Origin of the sequence: Vibrio sp. V38_P2S17PM301 (genome assembly GCF_009904845.1) — a bacterium.
Taxonomy (GTDB): Bacteria; Pseudomonadota; Gammaproteobacteria; order Enterobacterales; family Vibrionaceae; genus Vibrio; species Vibrio proteolyticus.
The window spans coordinates 1-20,767 of the sequence record NZ_WXWO01000002.1; the positions used below are offsets into that span (position 1 = coordinate 1).

A 20,767-nucleotide genomic window follows, 5' to 3' on the forward strand; every position below is an offset into this window, starting at 1 on the left:
TCCTCAAGTTACTGGACTTTACCCCAAAAGAAATCCATTTCCTGCTCGAGCTGTCAGCAGAGCTGAAAAAGGCCAAATACGCCGGCACCGAGCAGAAAACCTTGTGCGGCAAAAACATCGCCCTGATTTTTGAAAAAGCCTCGACCCGAACCCGCTGCGCGTTTGAAGTGGCCGCCTTTGATCAGGGCGCCCAGGTGTCGTACATCGGTCCGTCCGGATCCCAGATCGGCCACAAAGAGTCGATGAAAGACACCGCCCGGGTGTTGGGACGTATGTATGACGGCATTGAATATCGTGGCTTTGGTCAGGCGATTGTCGAAGAGCTGGGGACCCACGCCGGTGTACCGGTATGGAACGGTCTGACCGATGAATATCACCCCACTCAGATCCTGGCCGACTTCCTCACCATGCTCGAACACGGCCGCGGCAAGCCGTTACACCAGATCCGTTTCGCTTACCTGGGCGATGCGCGCAATAACATGGGCAACTCGCTGATGGTCGGCGCCGCAAAAATGGGGATGGACATTCGCTTAGTCGCCCCGAAAGCGTTCTGGCCGCAGGCGGAGTTGGTCGCGGAGTGTCAGGCAATTGCGGCCGAGACAGGCGCCCAGATCACGCTGACGGAAAGTGTCGACGACGGCGTCAAAGACTGTGACTTCCTCTACACTGACGTTTGGGTTTCCATGGGCGAAGCCGCCGAAGCATGGGGTGAACGCGTCGCCACTCTGACGCCTTATCAGGTCAACCAGACGGTGATTGAAAAAACCGCCAATCCACAGGTGAAATTCATGCACTGCCTGCCTGCATTTCACAATGATGAAACCACCATCGGCAAGCAAGTGGCCGAACAATATGGCATGCAAGGGCTCGAAGTCACGGAAGACGTGTTTGAATCCGGGTGTTCCATCGTGTTTGATCAGGCCGAAAATCGCATGCATACTATCAAAGCCGTCATGGTCGCCACACTTGGCCAGTAAGACGCGCAAAGCATGATGTAATCGCTTGCGCTCACAAATTTCCGGCGTATAATGCTCGGCAATTTGTCTGAGGGAAGTGAAATGAAGCCGAGTCTGGTAGCGACAATGCGACATACTCTAGGTAAGCTGGTTGGCTTACCGGCGAATTCTTTTTCTTCCTCATCTGATTTCTAAAGCCTCCCATCTCGGGAGGCTTTTTTATTGTCTGAAGTATACTGCTAGGGAAGACGATCATGACCAATACGCTTTATCACAAGCACATCATCTCAATTCCGGAACTCTCACGCGAAGAGCTGGAACTCATCGTGGACACCGCTGGTCAGCTGAAAGCGCAGCCAAATCCGGAGCTGATTAAAAATAAGGTCATCGCCAGCTGTTTCTTTGAACCTTCCACCCGTACCCGCCTGTCGTTCGAGACGGCCATTCAACGCATCGGGGGGGATGTGATCGGCTTTGACAACGGCGGTAACACCTCGCTGGCGAAAAAAGGGGAAACCCTGGCGGACTCCGTGCAAGTGATCGCTTCTTACGTCGATGCGTTTGTGATGCGCCACCCTCAGGAAGGCGCGGCTCGTCTGGCGTCGGAATTTTCGAAAGGCGTTCCGGTCATCAACGCCGGAGACGGCGCCAACCAGCACCCCACCCAAACCCTGCTCGATCTGTTTACCATTGCGGAAACCCAGGGACGTCTCGACCAACTGAACGTCGCGTTTGTCGGAGACCTCAAGTATGGCCGTACGGTCCACTCACTGACTCAGGCACTGGCGAAATTCAAGCAGGTCCGCTTTTACTTCGTCGCGCCAGAGGCGCTGGCGATGCCGGATTACATCTGCGAAGAACTGGACGATGCGGGCATTGAATACAGCCTGCATACCGACATGGAGAGCGTGATTCCACAACTGGATATCCTCTATATGACCCGGGTACAGAAAGAGCGCTTCGACGAGTCAGAATACGCCCACATTAAGTCCGCCTACATCCTGACGGCCTCGATGCTCAAGGAGGCGCGGGATAACCTGAAAGTGCTGCACCCACTGCCGCGTGTCGATGAAATCACCACCGACGTGGATAAGACCCCCCATGCCTACTACTTTGAGCAGGCAGAAAACGGCGTCTATGCGCGTGAAGCTTTGTTGGCACTGGTCCTAAACGAAACACTGTAATCGGGAGACAATTCAAATGGGAAAAGAAACGCAACTTCAGGTCGAAGCGATCAAAAACGGCACTGTGATTGACCATATCCCGGCTCAGATCGGCATCAAGGTGCTGAAACTGTTTGCAATGGACAAAGCGGAGCAACGCGTGACCATAGGCCTCAACCTGCCGTCTTCTGCGCTGGGCCACAAAGATTTACTCAAGATTGAAAACGTATTCATCAGTGAAGAGCAGGCCAACAAACTGGCTCTGTATGCGCCGCACGCAACCGTTAACCAGATTGAAGACTATCAGGTAGTGAAAAAACTGGCTCTGACACTGCCACCGCAAATCAACGCCGTGTTCGAGTGCCCAAACAGCAACTGCATTTCACACAATGAGCCAGTCGACAGCAGCTTTAAGGTGATTGAAAAACGGGATGATATCCGCCTTAAATGCAAGTACTGCGAGAAAGTCTTCTCGCGCGAAATCGTCACCGAACGCTAGTCACTCTTCCCCGCCTCGAGCGGGGATTTTTCTTTACCCCCCGCGGCTTTCGCGGCACACTGGGGCTTCCGATTTCCCCTTACTAAGATGGAACATAATAATGACGAAAGTACTTCACACGGAATCCGCGCCAGCGGCAATTGGTCCTTACGTACAAGGCGTTGATCTGGGTAATATGGTACTGACTTCGGGTCAGATCCCAGTGAACCCGGCGACAGGTGAAGTGTCTGCCGACATCGCACAGCAGGCACGTCAGTCACTGGACAATGTCAAAGCCGTAGTAGAAGCGTCTGGCCTGACCGTCGCAGACATCGTGAAAATGACGGTTTTCGTTAAAGACCTGAACGACTTTGGCACCGTCAACGAGGTGTACGGCAAGTTCTTTGATGAGCATCAGGTTGCCAATTACCCGGCACGCTCGTGTGTGGAAGTGGCGCGCCTGCCAAAAGACGTAGGTATCGAAATCGAAGCCATCGCAGTGCGTAAATAACCTAAGCGGCGCGCAAGACACAAAAGGCGAGCTCATGCTCGCCTTTTTCGTGCTGGTCATCGTTACAGATTGGCTTCGCTATCTTGCCCTGCCGTCACCACGATATTACTCTGAGACGCGTGGATACGGAAAGTTTCACCGTCCACAATGCCCTCTTCCGAGTCATCGTTCGCAGTACAGGTGTAGCCGATCGAATAAGTGCCCGGCGCCAGATAGCCGAATTCGTATTCGTAGCTTATGCCGTTATCGTCAGTTGTGACATTGGCGGCGCTCAGTGGCGCAACGCTGCCCGTTCCGGCAAAAGTGCCCATATCAGCTTGGGCGACATCGCCCGAGTACAGGTAAACAGCATGCGCGTAGCCATTACCGGATGGCGAATCCGTTTCGCATGCGCCATAAGTGGCCGTGGCAATCTCCCCTTCAATCTCTCCGGTGGTCACGGTATTAACCAGTGCCACGGACGTACGCTGAATGGTGTAGTTGTCTGGTGACGTGGTGTCCTCTTTGAGGCCACGCCGTAGATCAAACTCCAGGACAAAATCGTCGTTCTGGTTATTAACCGTAAAGGTGTCGTTAAAGTACAACACGCCGGCGTTAGGTTCTTCACCAACCCCTTGAGGGCACTTGCCCTCACCTTTGACCGTCAGTGGATACTGGTTACCGGAAGCGGCTTCAACGACATAAGAAGGGTACTCAGGATGGTCACCGTCGTTGGCGAACACGCACAGTTTGTAGTCACCGTTGTCTAAGACCTGGTCTTCCACCAGAGCCTGCGCGTCACTGCCCTGGAAATCCAGCAGGTTGACACTCAGCGGCAACGGTTCCTGACCGTCCGGCAGTGGATCGCCGTTCTCGTCAATCAAATTTCCCTCAGCATCGCGTTTGTATACCTCGACCACAACCGGATCACCGCCACCCAGTGGCAGAAACGCGACTTTGCTGTAGGTCACGACTACTTCGGAGACATCGTCCACCGGCGCATCCGATACCGATAACGTCACTGGTGTGGTTGAGTTCGAATCCGATCCTGAATCTGAACCACAACCAGTCAAAGCCAGAGCCACAGCTCCGGCAACCATCGCCATATTCCAATGTTTCATATGTATTACCTTGAATAAGTGACTTTTCTTATTAACAAATAAAACATTATCAAACATCTGGGCACGCTGCCCCGTTTAAGGGTCAGCGTTTGGTTAGTAAATGGCAATACTCAGGTAAAGTGCGATCCTGCTTCCGCGTGCGCTATTTGAACCCTTTGACTTTTTTGATCAAATCGTAGGCGTTCTGGATTTCCTGCGATTTTTCTTTGGCCACATTCATCATTTCCGGTGGCAGACCTTTCGCCATCAACTTATCAGGATGGTGTTCATTCATCAGTTTGCGATACGCACGCTTGATCGTTTTCGCATCGTCACTCTCACTCACACCAAGCACGTCGTAGGCATCGGCAAGGTGATTGGCCTGAGACGCTTGTTGCCAACCAGACTGATGGGAACGCTGGCCACTTTGCTGCCCGCCCCCATGCTGAAAGCGAAACGCCGCTTCCTGCATCCGCAGACGTTGTTCGAGTTGCTCGGACGAAAAACCCAGGCCACGGGCGATTTTGTGCAGGACATTGCGTTCACTCGGATGCAGACTGCCATCGGCAAACGCCGCCGATATTTGCAGCTCGAGAAAGAACTGCAATAGGTCAAAACGGCCCCCAGTCGAAATGCGCACCCGCTCCAGCGTGCTTTCAAGCGGAAAATCCGGGCTCTTGCCATCACGGAAAGCGTCCTGCGCTGCACGGCGCTGCTCACCGTGCAGATTCATGCGATCCATCATAATGGTCGCCAGTTCGATCTCCTGCGGTGTCACCTGGCCTTTGGCTTTGGCCACATGCCCCATCACCGCAAACGCTGCTTTAAAGAATTCTTCTTGTTTTTCTGTCTGGCTTGGCCCCGAACCGAATGCGCCGGTACGGAATCCCGCCTGACTCATGCGGCGGGCTTTATCAAACTGGTGGCCGATGAAGATCCCCAGTATGGCGCCAAACGGTCCCCCGAAAAGAAAACCAAAAAAACCGCCCAGGATTTTGCCAAAAATCTGCATTTATGTGCTCTCAATCTATGAATTTTTCTGTGGTTCAGTGGTCTGATAGTGCCGTAAGCTTCAAATTACTTTATGATAAGGGCCGATTTATTTAACATTCGGTCACCTATTCACCGAAGAAATCAAGTTCAACAGGATAGTAAAACTCGATGCCACGTTTTCCCCTAACCCTATTGGCCGCTTCAATCAGTGCTGCTTTTTTTGTGCCTCCGACTCAAGCCGAAGCGACGGTAGAGGATAGTGTGCAGGAACTGCCCGCTATAGATCAATGCTTGATCAATCAGCCAGACCCCGAAAACCCGAACGAACAACCAATTAACGTTGAAGCGGATGCGCTGGAAGCAGTAAACGGCGAAAAAGCGACCTACAGCGGTAACGTGGTTGTCACCCAGGGTAAGAAACGCATTATTGCAGATAACGTCACCCTGCACCAAAAAGAGAACATCGTGGTCGCTGAAGGTAACGTTAACTTCAGCGATGGCCAACTAAAAGGTCTCTCCGATCGCGCCACCAACGATCTCAACACGGATCAGGTGACCTTAGAGAACACCAAGTACAAATTCCTGTGTGAGCCGGGCCGCGGTCATGCGGTCTACATCTCCAAAACTGGCAAAGCCGTGTACGAGATTGAAGACGGCTCGATTACCTCCTGCCCAGACGGTGACAACGCGTGGCGCATGGTCGCCACCAGCATCGACGTTGATCAGAATGAAGAACAGGCCACGTTCTACAACCCACGTTTTGAAATCCAGAACGTGCCGGTGTTTTATCTGCCCTGGTTGACCGTGCCGATCGGTGACACGCGTAAAACTGGCTTCCTATACCCGACCGTCTCGTACGGCTCGAGCGACGGTTATGAGATGGAGGTGCCAATTTACTGGAACATCCATCCACAGTACGACTTAACCACCACGTTCAAATACATGTCGGAGCGCGGTACGCAGTTGAACGGTGAATTCCGCTACCTCAACGTGCTGGGTAAAGGCGGCATCGAATTTGAGTATCTGCCGGATGATCAGAAATATCAGGAGAAAGGCGATCGCTGGGGTATCCAGTACCGTCACAGCGGTATTTTCCGTCAAGCGTGGAAATTCAACATTGATTATTCTAAAGTCAGTGACATTGATTACTTCTCCGACGTCGACTCCAGCATAGGTAACCGTGAAGATGGCCAGCTGATCCAGGAAGGCGAAGCGACATACCGCTCCAACAACTGGGACGCGTCAGTACTGGTGCGGGACTTCCAGTTGTTGACCGACGACCCGACCAACACCAACCAGCCGTATCGTCTGATGCCACAGCTGGCGTTTAACTACTACTCGCCTGAGCTGATGCGTTATCTGGACTTTGACATGCTGAGCAGCATTTCACGTTTTGATACCGACGCCAGAGGCAAGCCGTCGGCCACCCGCGTCCATATTGAGCCGGGCCTGACCGTGCCGGTGGGCAACACCTGGGGTACCTGGACCACAGAAGCGCGCTTGTTGACCACATACTACCATCAGGATCTGGAAGGAGTGGATCGCACCAATGAGGCGTACGAGAATCTGGACGAGAACCTCACCCGGGTGATCCCGCAGTTCCGCACCCATGCCGGTGTGGTCCTTGAGCGCGGCACCACCTTTATTGATGGCTACACTCAGACGCTGGAACCTCAGGTTCAGTATCTGTACGTACCGAACGAAAAACAGGACAACATCGGCTGGTACGACACCACGCTGCTGCAAACTGACTACTATGGTCTGTTCCGCAGCCGTAAGTACAGCAGTGTCGACTACATCGCACCGGCCAACCAGGTCAGTTACGGGGCCACCACGCGTTTCTTCGATGATGGCTACAAAGAGCGTCTGAATATCTCGTTTGGTCAGATTTTCTTCCTGGACAAAGGCACGAAAGATTCATCCCCTTACGAAGACAGCAACAACGATGAAGACACCAACTACTCCGCCTGGGCAGTAGAGATGGACTTCAACTATGCCGATGCGCTGTTCTACCATGGTGGGATTCAGTATGACATCGACTCCAGCTCGGTTCAGTCCGCCAACAGCACGCTGGAATACCGTTTCAATGCGGGCTACGTACAGACCAACTACCGTTACGTCGATAAAGACTACATTGATGAGACCGTCACTTTTAACACCAACAACATCACCAAAGACGGCATCTCCCAACTCGGCCTGCTGGGCAGTTACAAGCTGAACCGCAACTGGTCGGCCAGAGCTCAGTACTTCTACGACCTGACCATAGATCAAGACATCGAATGGTTGGCTAACCTGAACTACCGTTCAGACTGCTGGTACATCGGCTTTACCTACAGTAACCAGCTGCGTAAATGGGACCCATCGTTCGGTGCTTACCCAGACGCAGATCCTGAATATGAGAACAACTTCAGTGTTAACTTCGGTATCATCGGTTTCGGTACCTCAGTCGGGTCAGACTCCAGTGCAACTGGTGTCAGCGGTGCTGGCAATGCTCTGGGCTACGGCCGCCCATTCTTCTTAAATAACTAATGATCTCGGTCTGCCTCACGGGCAGACCGGTTTTATAGATAGGACGATAAATGAAATCCTGGAAAGCTACCCTCATCACTCTGCTGGCAACCTGCACAGTGACCCTGGCCCACGCTGCACCGCGTGAGCTGGATCAGATCGCGGTCATCGTCAACGACGGTGTGGTACTGCAAAGTGACATCGACTCAGCGATGAAAACCATTCGCGCCAATGCCAAGAAAAACGCGCAAACCCTGCCACCAGATTCGGTCCTGAAAGAACAGGTGACCGAGAAGCTGATCATGGATACCATTCAGCAACAAGAAGCAGAGCGTATCGGTGTGCGTGTTGACGACAACCGTCTCAACCAAGCCATTGGTGACATTGCGCAGAAAAACGACCAGTCGCTGGAGCAACTGCAGGCGGCTGTGGCAGCTGAAGGGCTGACCTGGGCGGATTACCGTGAGCAGATCCGTAAAGAGATCGCCGCCAGTGAAGCGCGCAATGCGCTGGTTCGTCGCCGCATCAATATTTTACCGGCCGAAGTAGACAACCTGGCAAACCTGCTGGCTCAGGAAACCAATGCCACGGTGCAGTATAAAATCTCCCATATCCAGTTGCGCGTCGACGAAGGCGTCGATAAAGCCGACGTTGAGAAACAAGCCAACGATCTGGTCGCGAAACTCAAATCCGGCGCAGACTTCGCAACCATGGCATACACTTACTCGAAAGGACCAAAAGCACTGCAAGGCGGTGACTGGGGCTGGATGCGCAAAGAAGAGATGCCAACCATTTTTGCCGATCAAATCAGCTTTCAGAGCAAAGGCACGATTATCGGACCGTTTCGCAGCGGTGTCGGTTTCCACATTCTGAAAATCGACGACGTGAAAGGTCTGGAGACAGTGGCAGTAACGGAAGTCAACGCGCGCCACATTCTGATCAAGCCGACCGTCATCCTCAGCGATGAGGGGGCACAAAAAGAGCTGAATGACTTTATCCGTCAAATTCGAGAAGGCAAAGCCAGCTTTGCAGAACTGGCGAAACAGTACAGTCAGGATCCGGGCTCGGCCGCTCAAGGCGGCAGCCTGGGCTATCAAACCCCGGATCTGTACGTACCAGAATTCAAGCATCAGGTCGAAACTCTGCCAATTGGGCAAATCAGTGAGCCATTCAAAACCGTACACGGCTGGCACATTGTTGAAGTAATGGCGCGTCGTCAGGTTGACCGCACCGATGCTGCGCTGAAAAACAAGGCTTACCGAATTTTGTTTAATCGTAAATTCAATGAAGAAGCCAGTGCATGGCTGCAAGAAATGCGGGCCAGTGCCTTTGTTGAACAACTGAATGACGAAAACGATGGCAACAACTAAACGAATCGTGGTGACCGCCGGTGAGCCGGCGGGGATTGGACCGGATCTGGTGCTGGCTCTCTCAACAGAAAGCTGGGAACACCAGATTGTCGTCAGTGCCGACAAGTCGCTGTTGGCCGAGCGCGCCAAGCAACTTGGCGTTGAGGTCAAGCTGCTCGACTACGATGCTGCCAAAGCTCCTGTGGCGCAAACCGCAGGCTCATTGGTGGTGGACCATATTCCTCTGGCAGCGCCTTGCAGCGCTGGACAACTGGATGAAGCCAACGGTCACTACGTATTAAAAACACTGGAAAGAGCCGCTTTGGGCTGTATGAGCGGTGAATTTGATGCTATTGTCACCGGCCCTGTGCACAAGGGGGTGATCAACCGGGCAGGCGTTGCGTTCAGCGGACACACAGAATTCTTCGCGGAAAAGTCAGCAACACCGCTGGTGGTAATGATGCTGGCAACCGAAGGGCTGCGTGTGGCGCTGGTGACCACTCACATTCCATTGGCCTATGTGTCTAAAGCCGTCACCAGCGAACGTCTGGAAAAAATCATTCATATCCTGCATCAGGATCTGGTTGAGAAATTTGCCATTGAGCAACCCAAGATATATGTCTGCGGACTGAACCCGCATGCTGGCGAAGACGGCTGTCTGGGGATGGAAGAGATCGAAACCATCTCTCCGACACTGGAGCGGCTGCGCAACGAACATGGCATGAATCTGGTCGGCCCGTTGCCGGCGGATACGATCTTCAACCAGAAATACCTCGACGAGGCCGATGCCGTACTGGGCATGTACCACGACCAGGTGTTGCCGGTTCTGAAGTTTAAAGGCTTCGGCCGTTCAGTAAATATCACCCTTGGTCTACCCTTTATAAGAACTTCGGTCGATCACGGTACCGCTCTCGATCTGGCAGGGACAGGACGAGCGGACACAGGGAGCTTTAGAACAGCACTGACACACGCTATTGAATTAGTAGAAAAGCAACCGAATTAATTTTTTGAGATGACTATGAGAAATGATGTCCATTTAGGGCACAAAGCGCGTAAACGTTTTGGTCAAAACTTTCTGAACGATCCGTATATCATTGATGGCATTGTCTCAGCCATCAACCCGAAACCAGGCCAGAATCTGGTTGAGATCGGTCCGGGCCTGGGCGCTATTACCGAACCGGTTGGCCGCGAAATCGATAAGATGACCGTGATTGAACTCGATCGCGATCTGGCGGAGCGTTTACGTAACCACCCGGAACTGGCAGACAAACTGACCATTCACGAAGGCGATGCCATGCGCTTTGACTTCACACAACTGGTCAAGCCAAACAACAAGTTACGTATTTTCGGTAACCTGCCTTACAACATCTCTACGCCGCTGATGTTCCACCTGTTTGAGTTCCATAAAGACATTCAGGACATGCACTTTATGCTGCAAAAAGAGGTGGTCAACCGCTTGGCCGCCGGCCCAGGCAGCAAAGCGTATGGTCGCCTGACCGTCATGGCGCAGTACTACTGTAAAGTCATGCCTGTACTGGAAGTGCCACCAACGGCGTTTGTCCCGCCACCAAAAGTAGATTCAGCGGTTGTGCGTCTGGTGCCTTATGAAGATCTACCGCACCCGGCCACCAGTCTCAAATGGCTGGATCGCGTCTGTCGCGAAGGCTTCAATCAACGCCGTAAAACCGTGCGAAACTGCTACAAGGGCCTGCTGGGTGACAACGAGTTTGAACAACTGGGTATCAACTCAGGCGTTCGTCCGGAGAATCTGACTCTGGAGCAGTTTGTCGCGATGGCCAACTGGCTGGACGCTCACCACCAATAATTGCATCATCAAGCCGATAGCACTGCTATCGGCTTTTGTCTGTTAAGACAAGTAAGGAGTTGCCATGGACGTATCCTCACCTTGCATCAAAGTTCAGGTTCACACCAAATACATCGCCGAGCAATCCAATCCGGAACTGCAGCGCTATGTGTTTGCCTACATGATCACGATTAAAAACCTCAGTACAGAAACCGTGCAGCTGATCAGCAGACGCTGGTTAATCACCGATGCTAACGGCAAACAAATGTCGGTAGAAGGTGAAGGCGTTGTCGGCAAGCAGCCGTTTATCGACGGCAACGACGAATACACCTACAGCAGTGGAACGGCACTGGAAACCCCGGTCGGCGTCATGCAAGGCCAGTACATCATGCACGACAGTAAAGGCGTGGAATTCAGCGCTGAAATCGATCCGTTCCGCCTGGCGGTACCGAATGTGCTGAACTAACCGAACGGAGTTGCTGTGTCGACATATATTGTTGGTGATATTCAAGGTTGCTTTGATGAGTTGCAGGCACTGCTGACTCAGGCCGGCTTTTGCGCGGACAACGATCACTTATGGCTGGCGGGTGACTTAGTGGCCAGAGGCCCCAAATCCCTTGAGACACTGCGTTTTGTACGCGATCTGGGCGACAACGCGACCGTGGTACTGGGGAATCATGATCTGCATCTTCTGGCCGTATCGCTTGGGATCCACAAAGTCAAAAAGAAAGATCAAACCCAGCCGATTTTCGACGCACCGGATCGCGACGAGTTGCTGGCCTGGTTGCGTCAACAGCCCCTGTTGGCGGAACACGATCAGTTTGTGATGGCCCATGCTGGGATCTCCCCGCAATGGGATCTGGATACCGCGCGTCAGTGCGCCCGAGAAGTAGAGCACGTGCTACGCAGTGAACACTGGCCTTGGCTAATTGAGCATATGTACAGCAACACGCCGGATTTCTGGCAGCCGACCTTATCAGGGCTGGAGCGTTATCGTTACATCATCAATGCGTATACCCGGATGCGCTTTTGCTTGCCGGACGGACGACTCGACATGGCATGTAAGCTGCCCCCTAACGAGGTCAGTCCCCAGGAACTGATGCCCTGGTTCCGTTTACCGCAACGCATTCAGTTGGCAAAACCGGTTTTGTTTGGTCATTGGGCGGCGTTGGAAGGTTATCAGGGAGAAAGTGTGATCGGACTCGATACCGGCTGTGTCTGGGGCGGCAGCCTCACGATGCTCCGTTGGGAAGATCAGCGCTGGTTCCATCAACCTGCTCTGACGACCGCCTGAGATTACGCCCACCGGAGGGGTGGGCGATGGCATCAACGGCGTTGCCAGATGGTAAAACGCATGTCGTAAGCGTTTTTCTCATCCCGGGCATACTCTTCACTGTGGATCTCTTCAAACGCTTCTCCCCAATCAGGAAACCGGGTGTCACCATCCACTTGGGTGTCAATGAACGTCAGATATAATTTGTCAGCTTGCGGCAGGCAAGTCCGATAGATGCTACCGCCGCCGATAATCATCACCTCTTCCGCATCGCCAGCGGCTTCCAGCGCCGATTCAATTGAGGTCACGGTGGTCACGCCGTCAATGATAAGCGATGCATCACGACTGATAACGATGTTCATCCGTCCCGGCAGAGGACGGCCAATTGAATCATACGTTTTGCGCCCCATCACCACCGGCTTGCCTAACGTACAGCGCTTAAACCAGGCGAAATCCGCAGGTAAATGCCATGGCATTTGATTGTCTTTGCCAATGATACGCTGCTCTGCCATCGCGGCAATCATACTGATGATCATAACTTTTCCTATCTAAACAATCGGTCGACGACGGTAGAATAACAGCCCGGGAACGGCCAGACCAACCGCCAGACCGGCAATAATGAACATCGCCTTGAGAAAGTTTTCCATCAGCGTCGCAATTAAGGCTGGCTGATAGCCCAGATGATTGATTTCGACCATAGCAATCATGGCTTTAAACGCAAACACCCCAGGCACCATAGGGATCAATGCCGCCACAGTAAACACTTTCGGGTGGGCGAGGAATTTGTGCGACCAGTGCACGCCGATCATTCCCACCAACGTTGCGGCAAAAAACGTCGCCCACTCAATCGGAATGCCAAACTGCATCATCAGATAACGCGCACCGTGCCCCAGCGCGCCGCCCAATGCACAGTACTTCAGTGCCGGCACTGGCACATTAAACACCAGAGCAAATCCCACCGCCGGAATGGCGGCAAAAAACATGTCATTGAGTAATCCCAGCAACAGCGTCCAACTCAGCATCTCACCACCCCCATACGCCGATCAGTGTCATCGCAGCCACAATGCCCAAGCTCGTCGCCAACGTCAGCAAGCTGGCCATGGTAAATCGTGCAATCCCCATATTGATGTAGCCTTTCAGCATGTCAGCAACGGCATTGATCAACGGAAATCCCGGTACCAGCATCAGTACGGACGACGCCATCGCCAGTTCAGGGCGATTACCAATTTGCAGTGTCACCGCCTGAGCGGAAATCACGGTGGTGACAAAGGCTGTCGCGGTGAAGTTGAGCAGTGGATTGAAATGGCGGTGACCGATCTCCTGACGCACCACCATACCAACCGATGAAGCGAGAAAGGTCATCGCAAACACACTCCAGTCACCGCCTGCCAGTCGACTGAACGAAGCACAGGACAAGCCAATCATCACCAGCACCAACCAGCGGTTGTAACGCGCCGGGCTGATCTTCTCCAATTTGTGCTGCGCCATCGGCGGATCAATGATGCCACGCTCGAGCATGATACAAATCCGTTGTACCTGTGTGACCACACGCATGTTGATGCCACGATCCGGGCAACGCCGGGCAGTGGTAATACAATGCCCGTCGTACACCGTGGTGATCACCAGCGAGCTGGCGGACAACGAGACTTCCACCTCATTCATGCCACTCGCAAGTCCGATACGACGCATAATATCACCCACCAACGTACTCTCTGCGCCATGGGCCAGTAACATTTGCCCGGCCTGGGCAATTAAACGGGACACCGCCCGCTGTTCCGATGCCATAGTGTGTCTCTAACTCCATTTAGGTATCGTGTTATTGTGCCTGAAAACATCAGTCAGAATCATGATTTAGACACAAAAAAGCCGCAATAGACATTGCGGCTTTTTAACGGATTTCAATCAGTCGCGAACGTAGATAACGTGCCCGTCATCTTCTTCGTCGTCCCAATCTTCATCATCCCAGTCATCTTCGGTGACCACATTGTCACCGGCCATCGCGTCTTTGTGGTAGTCATCCCACATAAACTCGACTTTTTCTTCATCGCTGCGCTCTTCCACATCGCGCGGCAGCGTTTCCATGAAGTCCGCCAGTTTGTAGCACAGCTCTTTGGTGCCCTGTTTATTCACCGCAGAGATCTTGAAGTATTGCTCTTCCCAGCCCAGAGCGTCGAGGATCCGTTGGATCACTTCGTCCGCTTCCTCTTCCGGCATCAGATCAACCTTGTTGAAAACCAGCCAACGTGGTTTATCCGCCAGTTTCTCACTGTACTGTTCCAGCTCATCGATGATCGTCAGCGCATTTTCAACCGGATCGGATTGATCGATCGGCATGATATCGATCATATGCAGCAAAACACGACAACGTTCCAAGTGCTTCAGGAAGCGAATGCCCAGGCCCGCGCCGTCCGCAGCGCCCTCAATCAGACCCGGAATGTCCGCCACCACAAAGCTCTTTTCAGGAACCACACTCACCACACCCAAGCTCGGGATCAACGTGGTAAACGGATAGTCCGCCACTTTAGGTTTGGCCGCCGATACCGCACGGATGAAGGTTGACTTACCCGCGTTTGGCAAACCAAGCATACCGACATCCGCCAGCAGCAACAGTTCCAGCCGCAGTTCACGCACTTCACCTTTGGTACCCATTGTCTTTTGGCGCGGCGCACGGTTGACCGAGGACTTAAAACGGGTGTTACCCAGTCCGTGCCAGCCACCTTTCGCCACCATGACCTTTTTGCCGTGCTCAGCCACTTCACCGACAATTTCATTGGTATGAATGTCGACCGCTCGCGTCCCCACCGGAACACGCATGACTTTGTCTTTACCGCGCTTACCGGTACAGTTACCACCGCGGCCATTTTCACCGCGTTCCGCTTCATAGAAGCGCTGGAAGCGGTAATCAATCAAGGTATTAAGGTTCTCATCGGCTTCGATGTAAACATCACCACCGTCGCCACCGTCGCCACCATCCGGGCCACCTTTCGCAACGAATTTTTCACGCCAGAAGCTGACGACACCGTTGCCGCCATCGCCTGCCTGAACTTTAATTACCGCTTCATCAACGAACTTCATTTTTCCTCCACTCGTTTGCGTGGGAAGTCAATATAAGTCTAGTAAACCTTAGACTGTAGATCCCAGTCTCCCCGCTTGCTAGGGTCTAGGGTCTAAGGTCTTTGCTCTCTGTATAAATAAAAAACCCCGCCGAATCGGCAGGGCTTTTGAATTCAGCTAGAAACCTAAATTATTCAGCTTCAATGCTTACGAATTTACGGTTTTTAGGACCTTTCGTCTCAAACTTAACTTTGCCGTCAGTCAGAGCGAACAGAGTGTGGTCTTTACCTAGGCCAACGTTGTTACCAGCGTGGAATTTAGTACCACGTTGACGAACAATGATGTTACCTGCTAGTACCGATTCACCACCGAAACGCTTAACACCAAGACGTTTGCTTTCTGAATCGCGGCCGTTACGAGTAGAACCACCAGCTTTTTTGTGTGCCATTGTTAAACTCTCCTATTAGATTAAGCGTTGATACCAGTGATCTTCACTTCAGTGAACCACTGACGGTGACCCTGTTGCTTACGAGAGTGCTTACGACGACGGAACTTAACGATTTTAACTTTATCGCCACGACCGTGCTGTACTACTTCAGCAACAACTTTGCCACCCTCTACAAGAGGTGCACCAACTTGAATGTTTTCACCGTTAGCAACCAGCAGAACTTTATCAAATTCTACAGTTGCGCCAGTTTCAACGTCTAATTTCTCTAAACGAAGAGTTTGACCTTCGCTTACACGGTGTTGTTTACCACCAGATTGGAAAACAGCGTACATATTTTACTCCGCTTTTTCCGCACAGCCTTTTCATGAGGGTGTGCGCTAAACTAATCATCAATAGGGCGCAGATTCTACAGAAAGGATGCCCCTATGACAAGCCATATTTTGAAAAAATTGGCGAAAAGCTAATCGCCAAAGAAAAGTGCCGCAATCATGCCTTTAAGCAATGTATTTATCAACGTTTTTTAGTGTATTATTCAAGAATTAAAGTAGATAAAAGACCTTATGGGTTCTAACCTCAGCCGGATTTACAATGGATTTTAAAGCTATCCAAGCGCTTACTGCCGACGACATGGCAAAAGTGAATGAAACAATTCAAGCCCAACTTAACTCTGACGTTTCTCTAATCAATCAGCTCGGTTTTTATATCGTTAGTGGGGGAGGTAAGCGTCTGCGTCCCCTTTTGGCGGTCTTGTCCGCTCGCGCACTGGGTTATCAGGGCAACGGCCATACCATGGCAGCGGCCTTCATTGAATTCATCCACACGGCGACACTCTTGCACGATGACGTGGTGGACGAGTCCGATATGCGCCGGGGCAAAGCGACCGCCAATGCGGCGTTTGGCAATGCAGCCAGCGTGCTGGTCGGGGATTTTATCTACACCCGTTCGTTCCAGATGATGACGGAACTGGGATCCATGAAGATCCTCAAACTGATGAGTGATGCGGTGAACGTGATCGCCGAAGGTGAAGTGCAGCAACTGATGAACTGCAACGATCCGGACACCACCGAAGAGAGTTACATGCAGGTCATCTACTCAAAAACCGCTCGTCTGTTCGAAGCCGCCACCCAAATTGGTGCCATTCTGACCGATTCATCGCAAGAGATCGAACTGGCTCTGCAGAACTATGGCAAGTACCTGGGCACTGCATTCCAGTTGATTGATGACGTGATGGATTACAGCTCTGACGGCGAAGAAATGGGCAAAAACGTCGGCGATGACCTCGCAGAAGGAAAACCGACACTGCCACTGCTGCACGCCATGCGTCATGGTAACGCCGAGCAAGCCACCATGATTCGGGAAGCGATAGAGAAAGCTAACGGAATGGAACGACTGAACGACATTCTGGCGGTTATGGACCAGGCCGGTTCTCTGGAGTACACCACGCAAAAAGCGCTGCAAGAAGCGGATAAAGCGATTGCCGAACTGGCGGTACTGCCCGACTCAGAATACAAACAAGCGTTGATCGCTCTGGCTCATTTGTCGGTCAACCGCAGCAAGTAACTCAGCGGTACGACATCCAGAGTAAAGGGGAGCCAGGCTCCCCTTTATGGTATCTGTGGCTCAGTAATAGCGTTCGCAGCCAGTGTGCAGTTGTGGGTTAAATTCGATCTCTCCGGCATCCACGGCCAGCTGCTCATGAGTGTCCTGTTTTTCCAGCAACACCGATTGAGTTTCACGGTCGACCACCAGTACGGTCCCCACACCTTGTGAACACTCCACCACCATGCCTTTTCTAATTTGCGCTATGTCCATCTCTCCCTCCCGCAACGCATGACTTGGGGTTCCCTTTAAGTTTACGCCATACACGATCATCAGGATCAAAAAAGCCGATCCACAGGATCGGCTTGCAACACACGGTTAGACTGGCTTATTTAACAAACTCAACACCGGTCTCGATGTCGCCTTGCAGCGTTGTCAACATACCTTCCAGCGCAGCTTGCTCATACTGGCTCAGGGCGCCATAACTTAGGATTTCATCCACCCCGTCTTTACCCAGTTTCACTGGCTGTGCAAAGAACGGCGCGTGTTGACCGTCACCTTCAACATAAGCACATTCCACCACTCCAGGTTCACCCTGAAGTGCTTTCACCAGAGACAGGCCAAAGCGACACGCCGCCTGACCCATAGACAGAGTTGCCGAGCCGCCGCCCGCTTTCGCTTCCACCACTTCGGTACCCGCATTCTGGATACGTTTGGTCAGAGCATCGATCTCTTCTGCGGTAAATTCAACGCCTTCGACCTGAGACAACAAAGGCAGAATTGTCACGCCCGAGTGGCCGCCGATCACAGGCACGCGGATCTCGCCTGGATCTTTGTCTTTCAGTTCAGCGACGAACGTTTCCGAGCGGATCACGTCCAGCGTTGTCACACCAAACAGTTTACGCTTGTCGTATACACCTGCTTTTTTCAGCACTTCAGCTGCGATTGGCACTGTGGTGTTGACTGGGTTCGTGATGATACCGATACACGCCGTTGGGCATACTACCGCGATCTTTTCCGCCAGTGATTTTACGATACCGGCATTCACATTAAACAGATCCGCACGATCCATACCCGGTTTACGCGCAACACCTGCAGAGATCAGGACCACGTCTGCACCTTCCAGTGCTGGCGTTGGATCTTCACCTGCGTAACCTTTGATCGATACAGGCGTTGGGATATGACTCAGATCGGCCGCCACACCTGGCGTAACCGGAGCAATGTCGTACAGGGCTAAATCAGAACCCGCAGGAAGGCGGTTTTTAAGAAGAAGGGCTAGGGCTTGACCGATGCCACCAGCGGCACCAATAACAGCTACTTTCATTGTAGTTCTCCTTGAGAGTAGATCTCTTATTACATTCTTGTAGGGCATTCTATATAAACAGCTGCACTCAACCTATAGCAATCACAAGTTGATTACAATCAATTAACGTCAGCTTTGCGACTTTGCGCAACTCCACTTTTTCGTGCTACACCGACAGCGGTGATTATCATATTAATTACCTTAATGACAAAGAGTTACATCGATAATTCTCAGTAAAGTGGTGAAAGTTTACAGTGATGTGTTAGACAGTTTTGCACCTGGGTTTGGCGCCGAGTGCATGACTATGCGAAAATATGCACCAACTGATTTTCCGAAGCAGAAGAAGAACTATGCGTAATTCAGAGAAACAAGATAATTTGGTCCGCGCGTTTAAAGCGCTGTTGAAAGAAGAGCGCTTTGGCTCTCAGGGCGACATTGTTGAAGCGCTCAAGCACGAAGGCTTTGAGAACATCAACCAGTCCAAAGTCTCACGTATGCTGACCAAATTTGGTGCAGTACGTACGCGCAATGCCAAAATGGAGATGGTTTACTGTCTGCCAGCCGAATTAGGCGTTCCGACGGTCTCCAGCTCGCTGCGTGAACTGGTACTGGATGTCGACCATAACCAAGCCCTGGTGGTCATTCACACTGGTCCGGGTGCGGCGCAGTTGATTGCCCGTCTGCTGGATTCACTCGGCAAGTCGGAAGGCATTCTGGGTGTCGTCGCGGGTGATGACACTATTTTCATTACCCCGACCCTGAACGTCACCACAGAGCAACTGTTTCAGTCCGTATGTGAACTGTTTGAATACACTGGATAAATTCCACTTTCCGCTCTTTCATATAAGTCACGCCAATTTTTTAACGCGTGACTTATATCACATCTTTAAAAATCAAAGGCTTGCTGGTTAGTTAATCATAAACTGATGATTAATAAGAGAATTAGACCATATTTTCGCCATGCAAATCTGCTTACATTTTAGCCCAATTCTCTATATTTCTTAACATCCTTGTAATTATCTGCCAATTTTTTGCTATTATTCAGGCACTTTTTCAACTCGCGGATTTGAAAAAGATGCCGTTTCCAGTATGGGAAACTCCCCCAGCGACTACACTTGCGGTGGGTTAATAATAAATAAAGGAAGGGAAATTCATGGCATTTAAAAATTTGATTAAGGTCGGTGCGATTGCAGCCGCAGTAATGGGTGCAGGCGCGGTTAACGCTCAGGAATTCATCACGATTGGTACAGGTTCCGTCACCGGCGTTTACTACCCGACTGGTGGGGCGATCTGTAAGCTGGTGAACAAAGGCCGTAAGGATCACAACATCCGTTGTTCGGTAGAGTCAACCGGCGGTTCGATCTACAACGTCAATACCATTCGCGCCGGCGAGCTGGATTTCGGTATCGTTCAGTCAGATTGGCAATACCACGGCTACAACGGCACCAGTAAGTTTGCCGAGCAAGGCCCATACAAAAAACTTCGCGCGATGTTCTCTCTGCACACCGAACCTTTTAACATCATCGCTCGTGCAGACTCAGGCATCGAGAATGTGACCGATCTGGCTGGCAAACGTGTCAACATCGGTAACCCAGGCTCAGGTGACCGCGCGACAATGGGTGTGGTGATGGAAGCCATGGGCTGGACCAACGACAGTTTCAAACTAGCGTCAGAGCTGAAAGGTTCTGAGCGCTCGCAAGCCCTGTGCGACAACAAAATCGACGCATTTATCTATATGGTTGGTCACCCGAACGGTTCGATTAAAGAGGCCACCACATCTTGTGACGCGAAACTGGTACCTGCGACAGGCCCACAGATCGACAAGATCGTCGCAGACAACCCATACTACGCTTACAGCACGGTTCCTGCCGGCATGTATCGTGGCACAGATAAAGACGTGAAGAGCTTTGGTGTTGCCGCCACTATGGTGACATCCACTGACGTGTCCGACGACGTGGCTTACAATGTGGCGAAAGCGGTATTCGAAAACTTTGATACCTTCAAACGTCTTCACCCGGCATTCGCCAACCTGAAAAAAGAAGACATGGTGAAAGCCGGGCTGTCTATCCCTCTGCATCCGGGTGCGGAAAAATACTACAAAGAAGTGGGTTTGCTGAAGTAATTCAGCCCTGCAGACGGGGAGGTCGCCAGGCCTCCCTACCATCCTCATACCTTTGGTTTTCTTCCTTTTGGAAAACCACCTTTCGTACAACCTGAGAAAACAACTTGCTCTCAATCCACTACACTGAGTAGTGGCAAAGTCGTGGTCCAAACACTGACAGGCAGGACCGTTTATAATAAGGATAAAG

At 51.9% G+C, this 20,767-nt stretch carries 23 protein-coding genes; 13 read left to right on the forward strand and 10 right to left on the reverse strand.

Translation table 11 applies throughout. From position 1 onward, the window contains the following. The 4 genes from argF to CAG64_RS01565 form a co-directional block, all read left to right on the forward strand. On the forward strand, positions 1-977 hold a 977-nt coding region (gene argF, locus CAG64_RS01550), incomplete at its 5' end, for an ornithine carbamoyltransferase (protein ID WP_161489261.1). 233 nt (positions 978-1,210) lie between these two features. Beyond that, on the forward strand, positions 1,211-2,140 hold the full coding sequence (pyrB, locus tag CAG64_RS01555) for an aspartate carbamoyltransferase (RefSeq protein ID WP_021706837.1): 930 nt from the start codon (positions 1,211-1,213) through the stop codon (positions 2,138-2,140). Between the two features lie 16 nt (positions 2,141-2,156). After that, entirely contained in the window at positions 2,157-2,618 is a 462-nt protein-coding gene (gene pyrI, locus CAG64_RS01560) for an aspartate carbamoyltransferase regulatory subunit (protein ID WP_021706838.1), read from the forward strand. 100 nt (positions 2,619-2,718) lie between these two features. Continuing rightward, the gene (locus tag CAG64_RS01565; protein ID WP_021706839.1) at positions 2,719-3,108 is read left to right on the forward strand and encodes a RidA family protein; all 390 of its coding nucleotides are present in this window, start codon (positions 2,719-2,721) and stop codon (positions 3,106-3,108) included. Between the two features lie 62 nt (positions 3,109-3,170). Here the strand turns inward: CAG64_RS01565 and CAG64_RS01570 are convergent, their stop codons facing one another. Both CAG64_RS01570 and djlA read right to left on the reverse strand, forming a co-directional pair. Next, positions 3,171-4,208, reverse strand: coding sequence for a DUF4382 domain-containing protein (locus CAG64_RS01570; RefSeq protein ID WP_161488620.1), 1,038 nt, complete (start codon positions 4,206-4,208; stop codon positions 3,171-3,173). A gap of 142 nt (positions 4,209-4,350) precedes the next feature. Then, entirely contained in the window at positions 4,351-5,199 is an 849-nt protein-coding gene (gene djlA / locus CAG64_RS01575; RefSeq protein ID WP_161457887.1) for a co-chaperone DjlA, read from the reverse strand. Between the two features lie 149 nt (positions 5,200-5,348). On the opposite strand from djlA, the gene lptD reads away from it, so the two are divergent. From lptD to apaH, 6 genes are all read left to right on the forward strand, one after another. Continuing rightward, positions 5,349-7,709, forward strand: coding sequence for an LPS assembly protein LptD (gene lptD / locus CAG64_RS01580; RefSeq protein ID WP_161454832.1), 2,361 nt, complete (start codon positions 5,349-5,351; stop codon positions 7,707-7,709). Positions 7,710-7,759: 50 nt separating this feature from the next. Next, positions 7,760-9,058, forward strand: coding sequence for a peptidylprolyl isomerase SurA (gene surA / locus CAG64_RS01585; protein WP_161454831.1), 1,299 nt, complete (start codon positions 7,760-7,762; stop codon positions 9,056-9,058). Beyond that, complete coding sequence (gene pdxA, locus CAG64_RS01590; protein ID WP_161454830.1) at positions 9,045-10,040, forward strand: 4-hydroxythreonine-4-phosphate dehydrogenase PdxA; 996 nt, start codon at positions 9,045-9,047, stop codon at positions 10,038-10,040. The genes surA and pdxA overlap by 14 nt, the downstream gene beginning before the upstream one ends. 15 nt (positions 10,041-10,055) lie before the next feature. Further along, positions 10,056-10,862 carry a 16S rRNA (adenine(1518)-N(6)/adenine(1519)-N(6))-dimethyltransferase RsmA gene (gene rsmA, locus CAG64_RS01595; RefSeq protein WP_021706845.1) on the forward strand — a complete coding sequence of 269 codons (807 nt, stop codon included), beginning with the start codon at positions 10,056-10,058 and terminating at the stop codon, positions 10,860-10,862. 64 nt (positions 10,863-10,926) lie between these two features. Continuing rightward, on the forward strand, positions 10,927-11,307 hold the full coding sequence (gene apaG, locus CAG64_RS01600; RefSeq protein ID WP_021706846.1) for a Co2+/Mg2+ efflux protein ApaG: 381 nt from the start codon (positions 10,927-10,929) through the stop codon (positions 11,305-11,307). Positions 11,308-11,322: 15 nt separating this feature from the next. Further along, complete coding sequence (gene apaH, locus CAG64_RS01605; RefSeq protein ID WP_021706847.1) at positions 11,323-12,135, forward strand: bis(5'-nucleosyl)-tetraphosphatase (symmetrical) ApaH; 813 nt, start codon at positions 11,323-11,325, stop codon at positions 12,133-12,135. A gap of 32 nt (positions 12,136-12,167) precedes the next feature. Here the strand turns inward: apaH and folA are convergent, their stop codons facing one another. The 6 genes from folA to rplU all read right to left on the reverse strand — a co-directional run bounded on the left by folA (position 12,168) and on the right by rplU (position 15,948). Beyond that, entirely contained in the window at positions 12,168-12,650 is a 483-nt protein-coding gene (folA, locus tag CAG64_RS01610) for a type 3 dihydrofolate reductase (protein WP_021706848.1), read from the reverse strand. A gap of 12 nt (positions 12,651-12,662) precedes the next feature. After that, the gene (locus tag CAG64_RS01615; RefSeq protein ID WP_021706849.1) at positions 12,663-13,136 is read right to left on the reverse strand and encodes a threonine/serine exporter family protein; all 474 of its coding nucleotides are present in this window, start codon (positions 13,134-13,136) and stop codon (positions 12,663-12,665) included. A 1-nt stretch (position 13,137) separates the two neighbouring features. Then, positions 13,138-13,899, reverse strand: coding sequence for a threonine/serine exporter family protein (locus CAG64_RS01620; protein WP_161454828.1), 762 nt, complete (start codon positions 13,897-13,899; stop codon positions 13,138-13,140). A 117-nt stretch (positions 13,900-14,016) separates the two neighbouring features. Then, entirely contained in the window at positions 14,017-15,189 is a 1,173-nt protein-coding gene (cgtA, locus tag CAG64_RS01625) for an Obg family GTPase CgtA (RefSeq protein ID WP_021706851.1), read from the reverse strand. Between the two features lie 169 nt (positions 15,190-15,358). Further along, positions 15,359-15,616 carry a 50S ribosomal protein L27 gene (gene rpmA, locus CAG64_RS01630; protein ID WP_021706852.1) on the reverse strand — a complete coding sequence of 86 codons (258 nt, stop codon included), beginning with the start codon at positions 15,614-15,616 and terminating at the stop codon, positions 15,359-15,361. Positions 15,617-15,636: 20 nt separating this feature from the next. Beyond that, positions 15,637-15,948 (reverse strand): 50S ribosomal protein L21, encoded by a 312-nt coding sequence (rplU, locus tag CAG64_RS01635; RefSeq protein ID WP_021706853.1) that lies wholly within the window; start codon positions 15,946-15,948, stop codon positions 15,637-15,639. A gap of 256 nt (positions 15,949-16,204) precedes the next feature. Here rplU and ispB point away from each other — a divergent pair, with 256 nt between their 5' ends. Then, a complete protein-coding gene (gene ispB / locus CAG64_RS01640; RefSeq protein ID WP_021706854.1) occupies positions 16,205-17,176 on the forward strand; it encodes an octaprenyl diphosphate synthase in 972 nt (323 codons plus the stop codon). A 60-nt stretch (positions 17,177-17,236) separates the two neighbouring features. On the opposite strand, the gene CAG64_RS01645 is transcribed toward ispB, so the two are convergent. Together CAG64_RS01645 and mdh are read right to left on the reverse strand one after the other, a co-directional pair. Next, entirely contained in the window at positions 17,237-17,428 is a 192-nt protein-coding gene (locus CAG64_RS01645; RefSeq protein ID WP_040903103.1) for a hypothetical protein, read from the reverse strand. A gap of 115 nt (positions 17,429-17,543) precedes the next feature. Beyond that, complete coding sequence (gene mdh, locus CAG64_RS01650) at positions 17,544-18,479, reverse strand: malate dehydrogenase (protein ID WP_021706856.1); 936 nt, start codon at positions 18,477-18,479, stop codon at positions 17,544-17,546. A gap of 329 nt (positions 18,480-18,808) precedes the next feature. Between mdh and argR the strand changes: the two genes are divergently transcribed. Both argR and CAG64_RS01660 read left to right on the forward strand, forming a co-directional pair. After that, positions 18,809-19,279, forward strand: a complete 471-nt coding sequence (gene argR / locus CAG64_RS01655; protein WP_021706857.1) for a transcriptional regulator ArgR — start codon at positions 18,809-18,811, stop codon at positions 19,277-19,279. A 332-nt stretch (positions 19,280-19,611) separates the two neighbouring features. Further along, positions 19,612-20,580, forward strand: coding sequence for a TAXI family TRAP transporter solute-binding subunit (locus CAG64_RS01660; RefSeq protein ID WP_161488659.1), 969 nt, complete (start codon positions 19,612-19,614; stop codon positions 20,578-20,580). The last annotated feature ends 187 nt before the right edge of the window (positions 20,581-20,767 follow it).

What these genes read in the sequence shown, in the direction of transcription:
- mdh (WP_021706856.1), bottom strand. Translation starts at nt 18,479, where the DNA reads ATGAAAGTAGCTGTTATTGGTGCCGCTGGTGGCATCGGTCAAGCCCTA.
- CAG64_RS01565 (WP_021706839.1), top strand. Translation starts at nt 2,719, where the DNA reads ATGACGAAAGTACTTCACACGGAATCCGCGCCAGCGGCAATTGGTCCT.
- cgtA (WP_021706851.1), bottom strand. Translation starts at nt 15,189, where the DNA reads ATGAAGTTCGTTGATGAAGCGGTAATTAAAGTTCAGGCAGGCGATGGC.
- CAG64_RS01645 (WP_040903103.1), bottom strand. Translation starts at nt 17,428, where the DNA reads ATGGACATAGCGCAAATTAGAAAAGGCATGGTGGTGGAGTGTTCACAA.
- CAG64_RS01660 (WP_161488659.1), top strand. Translation starts at nt 19,612, where the DNA reads ATGGCATTTAAAAATTTGATTAAGGTCGGTGCGATTGCAGCCGCAGTA.
- rplU (WP_021706853.1), bottom strand. Translation starts at nt 15,948, where the DNA reads ATGTACGCTGTTTTCCAATCTGGTGGTAAACAACACCGTGTAAGCGAA.
- ispB (WP_021706854.1), top strand. Translation starts at nt 16,205, where the DNA reads ATGGATTTTAAAGCTATCCAAGCGCTTACTGCCGACGACATGGCAAAA.
- rpmA (WP_021706852.1), bottom strand. Translation starts at nt 15,616, where the DNA reads ATGGCACACAAAAAAGCTGGTGGTTCTACTCGTAACGGCCGCGATTCA.
- CAG64_RS01615 (WP_021706849.1), bottom strand. Translation starts at nt 13,136, where the DNA reads ATGCTGAGTTGGACGCTGTTGCTGGGATTACTCAATGACATGTTTTTT.
- argR (WP_021706857.1), top strand. Translation starts at nt 18,809, where the DNA reads ATGCGTAATTCAGAGAAACAAGATAATTTGGTCCGCGCGTTTAAAGCG.
- apaG (WP_021706846.1), top strand. Translation starts at nt 10,927, where the DNA reads ATGGACGTATCCTCACCTTGCATCAAAGTTCAGGTTCACACCAAATAC.
- folA (WP_021706848.1), bottom strand. Translation starts at nt 12,650, where the DNA reads ATGATCATCAGTATGATTGCCGCGATGGCAGAGCAGCGTATCATTGGC.
- pyrI (WP_021706838.1), top strand. Translation starts at nt 2,157, where the DNA reads ATGGGAAAAGAAACGCAACTTCAGGTCGAAGCGATCAAAAACGGCACT.
- CAG64_RS01620 (WP_161454828.1), bottom strand. Translation starts at nt 13,899, where the DNA reads ATGGCATCGGAACAGCGGGCGGTGTCCCGTTTAATTGCCCAGGCCGGG.
- pdxA (WP_161454830.1), top strand. Translation starts at nt 9,045, where the DNA reads ATGGCAACAACTAAACGAATCGTGGTGACCGCCGGTGAGCCGGCGGGG.
- CAG64_RS01570 (WP_161488620.1), bottom strand. Translation starts at nt 4,208, where the DNA reads ATGAAACATTGGAATATGGCGATGGTTGCCGGAGCTGTGGCTCTGGCT.
- djlA (WP_161457887.1), bottom strand. Translation starts at nt 5,199, where the DNA reads ATGCAGATTTTTGGCAAAATCCTGGGCGGTTTTTTTGGTTTTCTTTTC.
- pyrB (WP_021706837.1), top strand. Translation starts at nt 1,211, where the DNA reads ATGACCAATACGCTTTATCACAAGCACATCATCTCAATTCCGGAACTC.
- rsmA (WP_021706845.1), top strand. Translation starts at nt 10,056, where the DNA reads ATGAGAAATGATGTCCATTTAGGGCACAAAGCGCGTAAACGTTTTGGT.
- surA (WP_161454831.1), top strand. Translation starts at nt 7,760, where the DNA reads ATGAAATCCTGGAAAGCTACCCTCATCACTCTGCTGGCAACCTGCACA.
- lptD (WP_161454832.1), top strand. Translation starts at nt 5,349, where the DNA reads ATGCCACGTTTTCCCCTAACCCTATTGGCCGCTTCAATCAGTGCTGCT.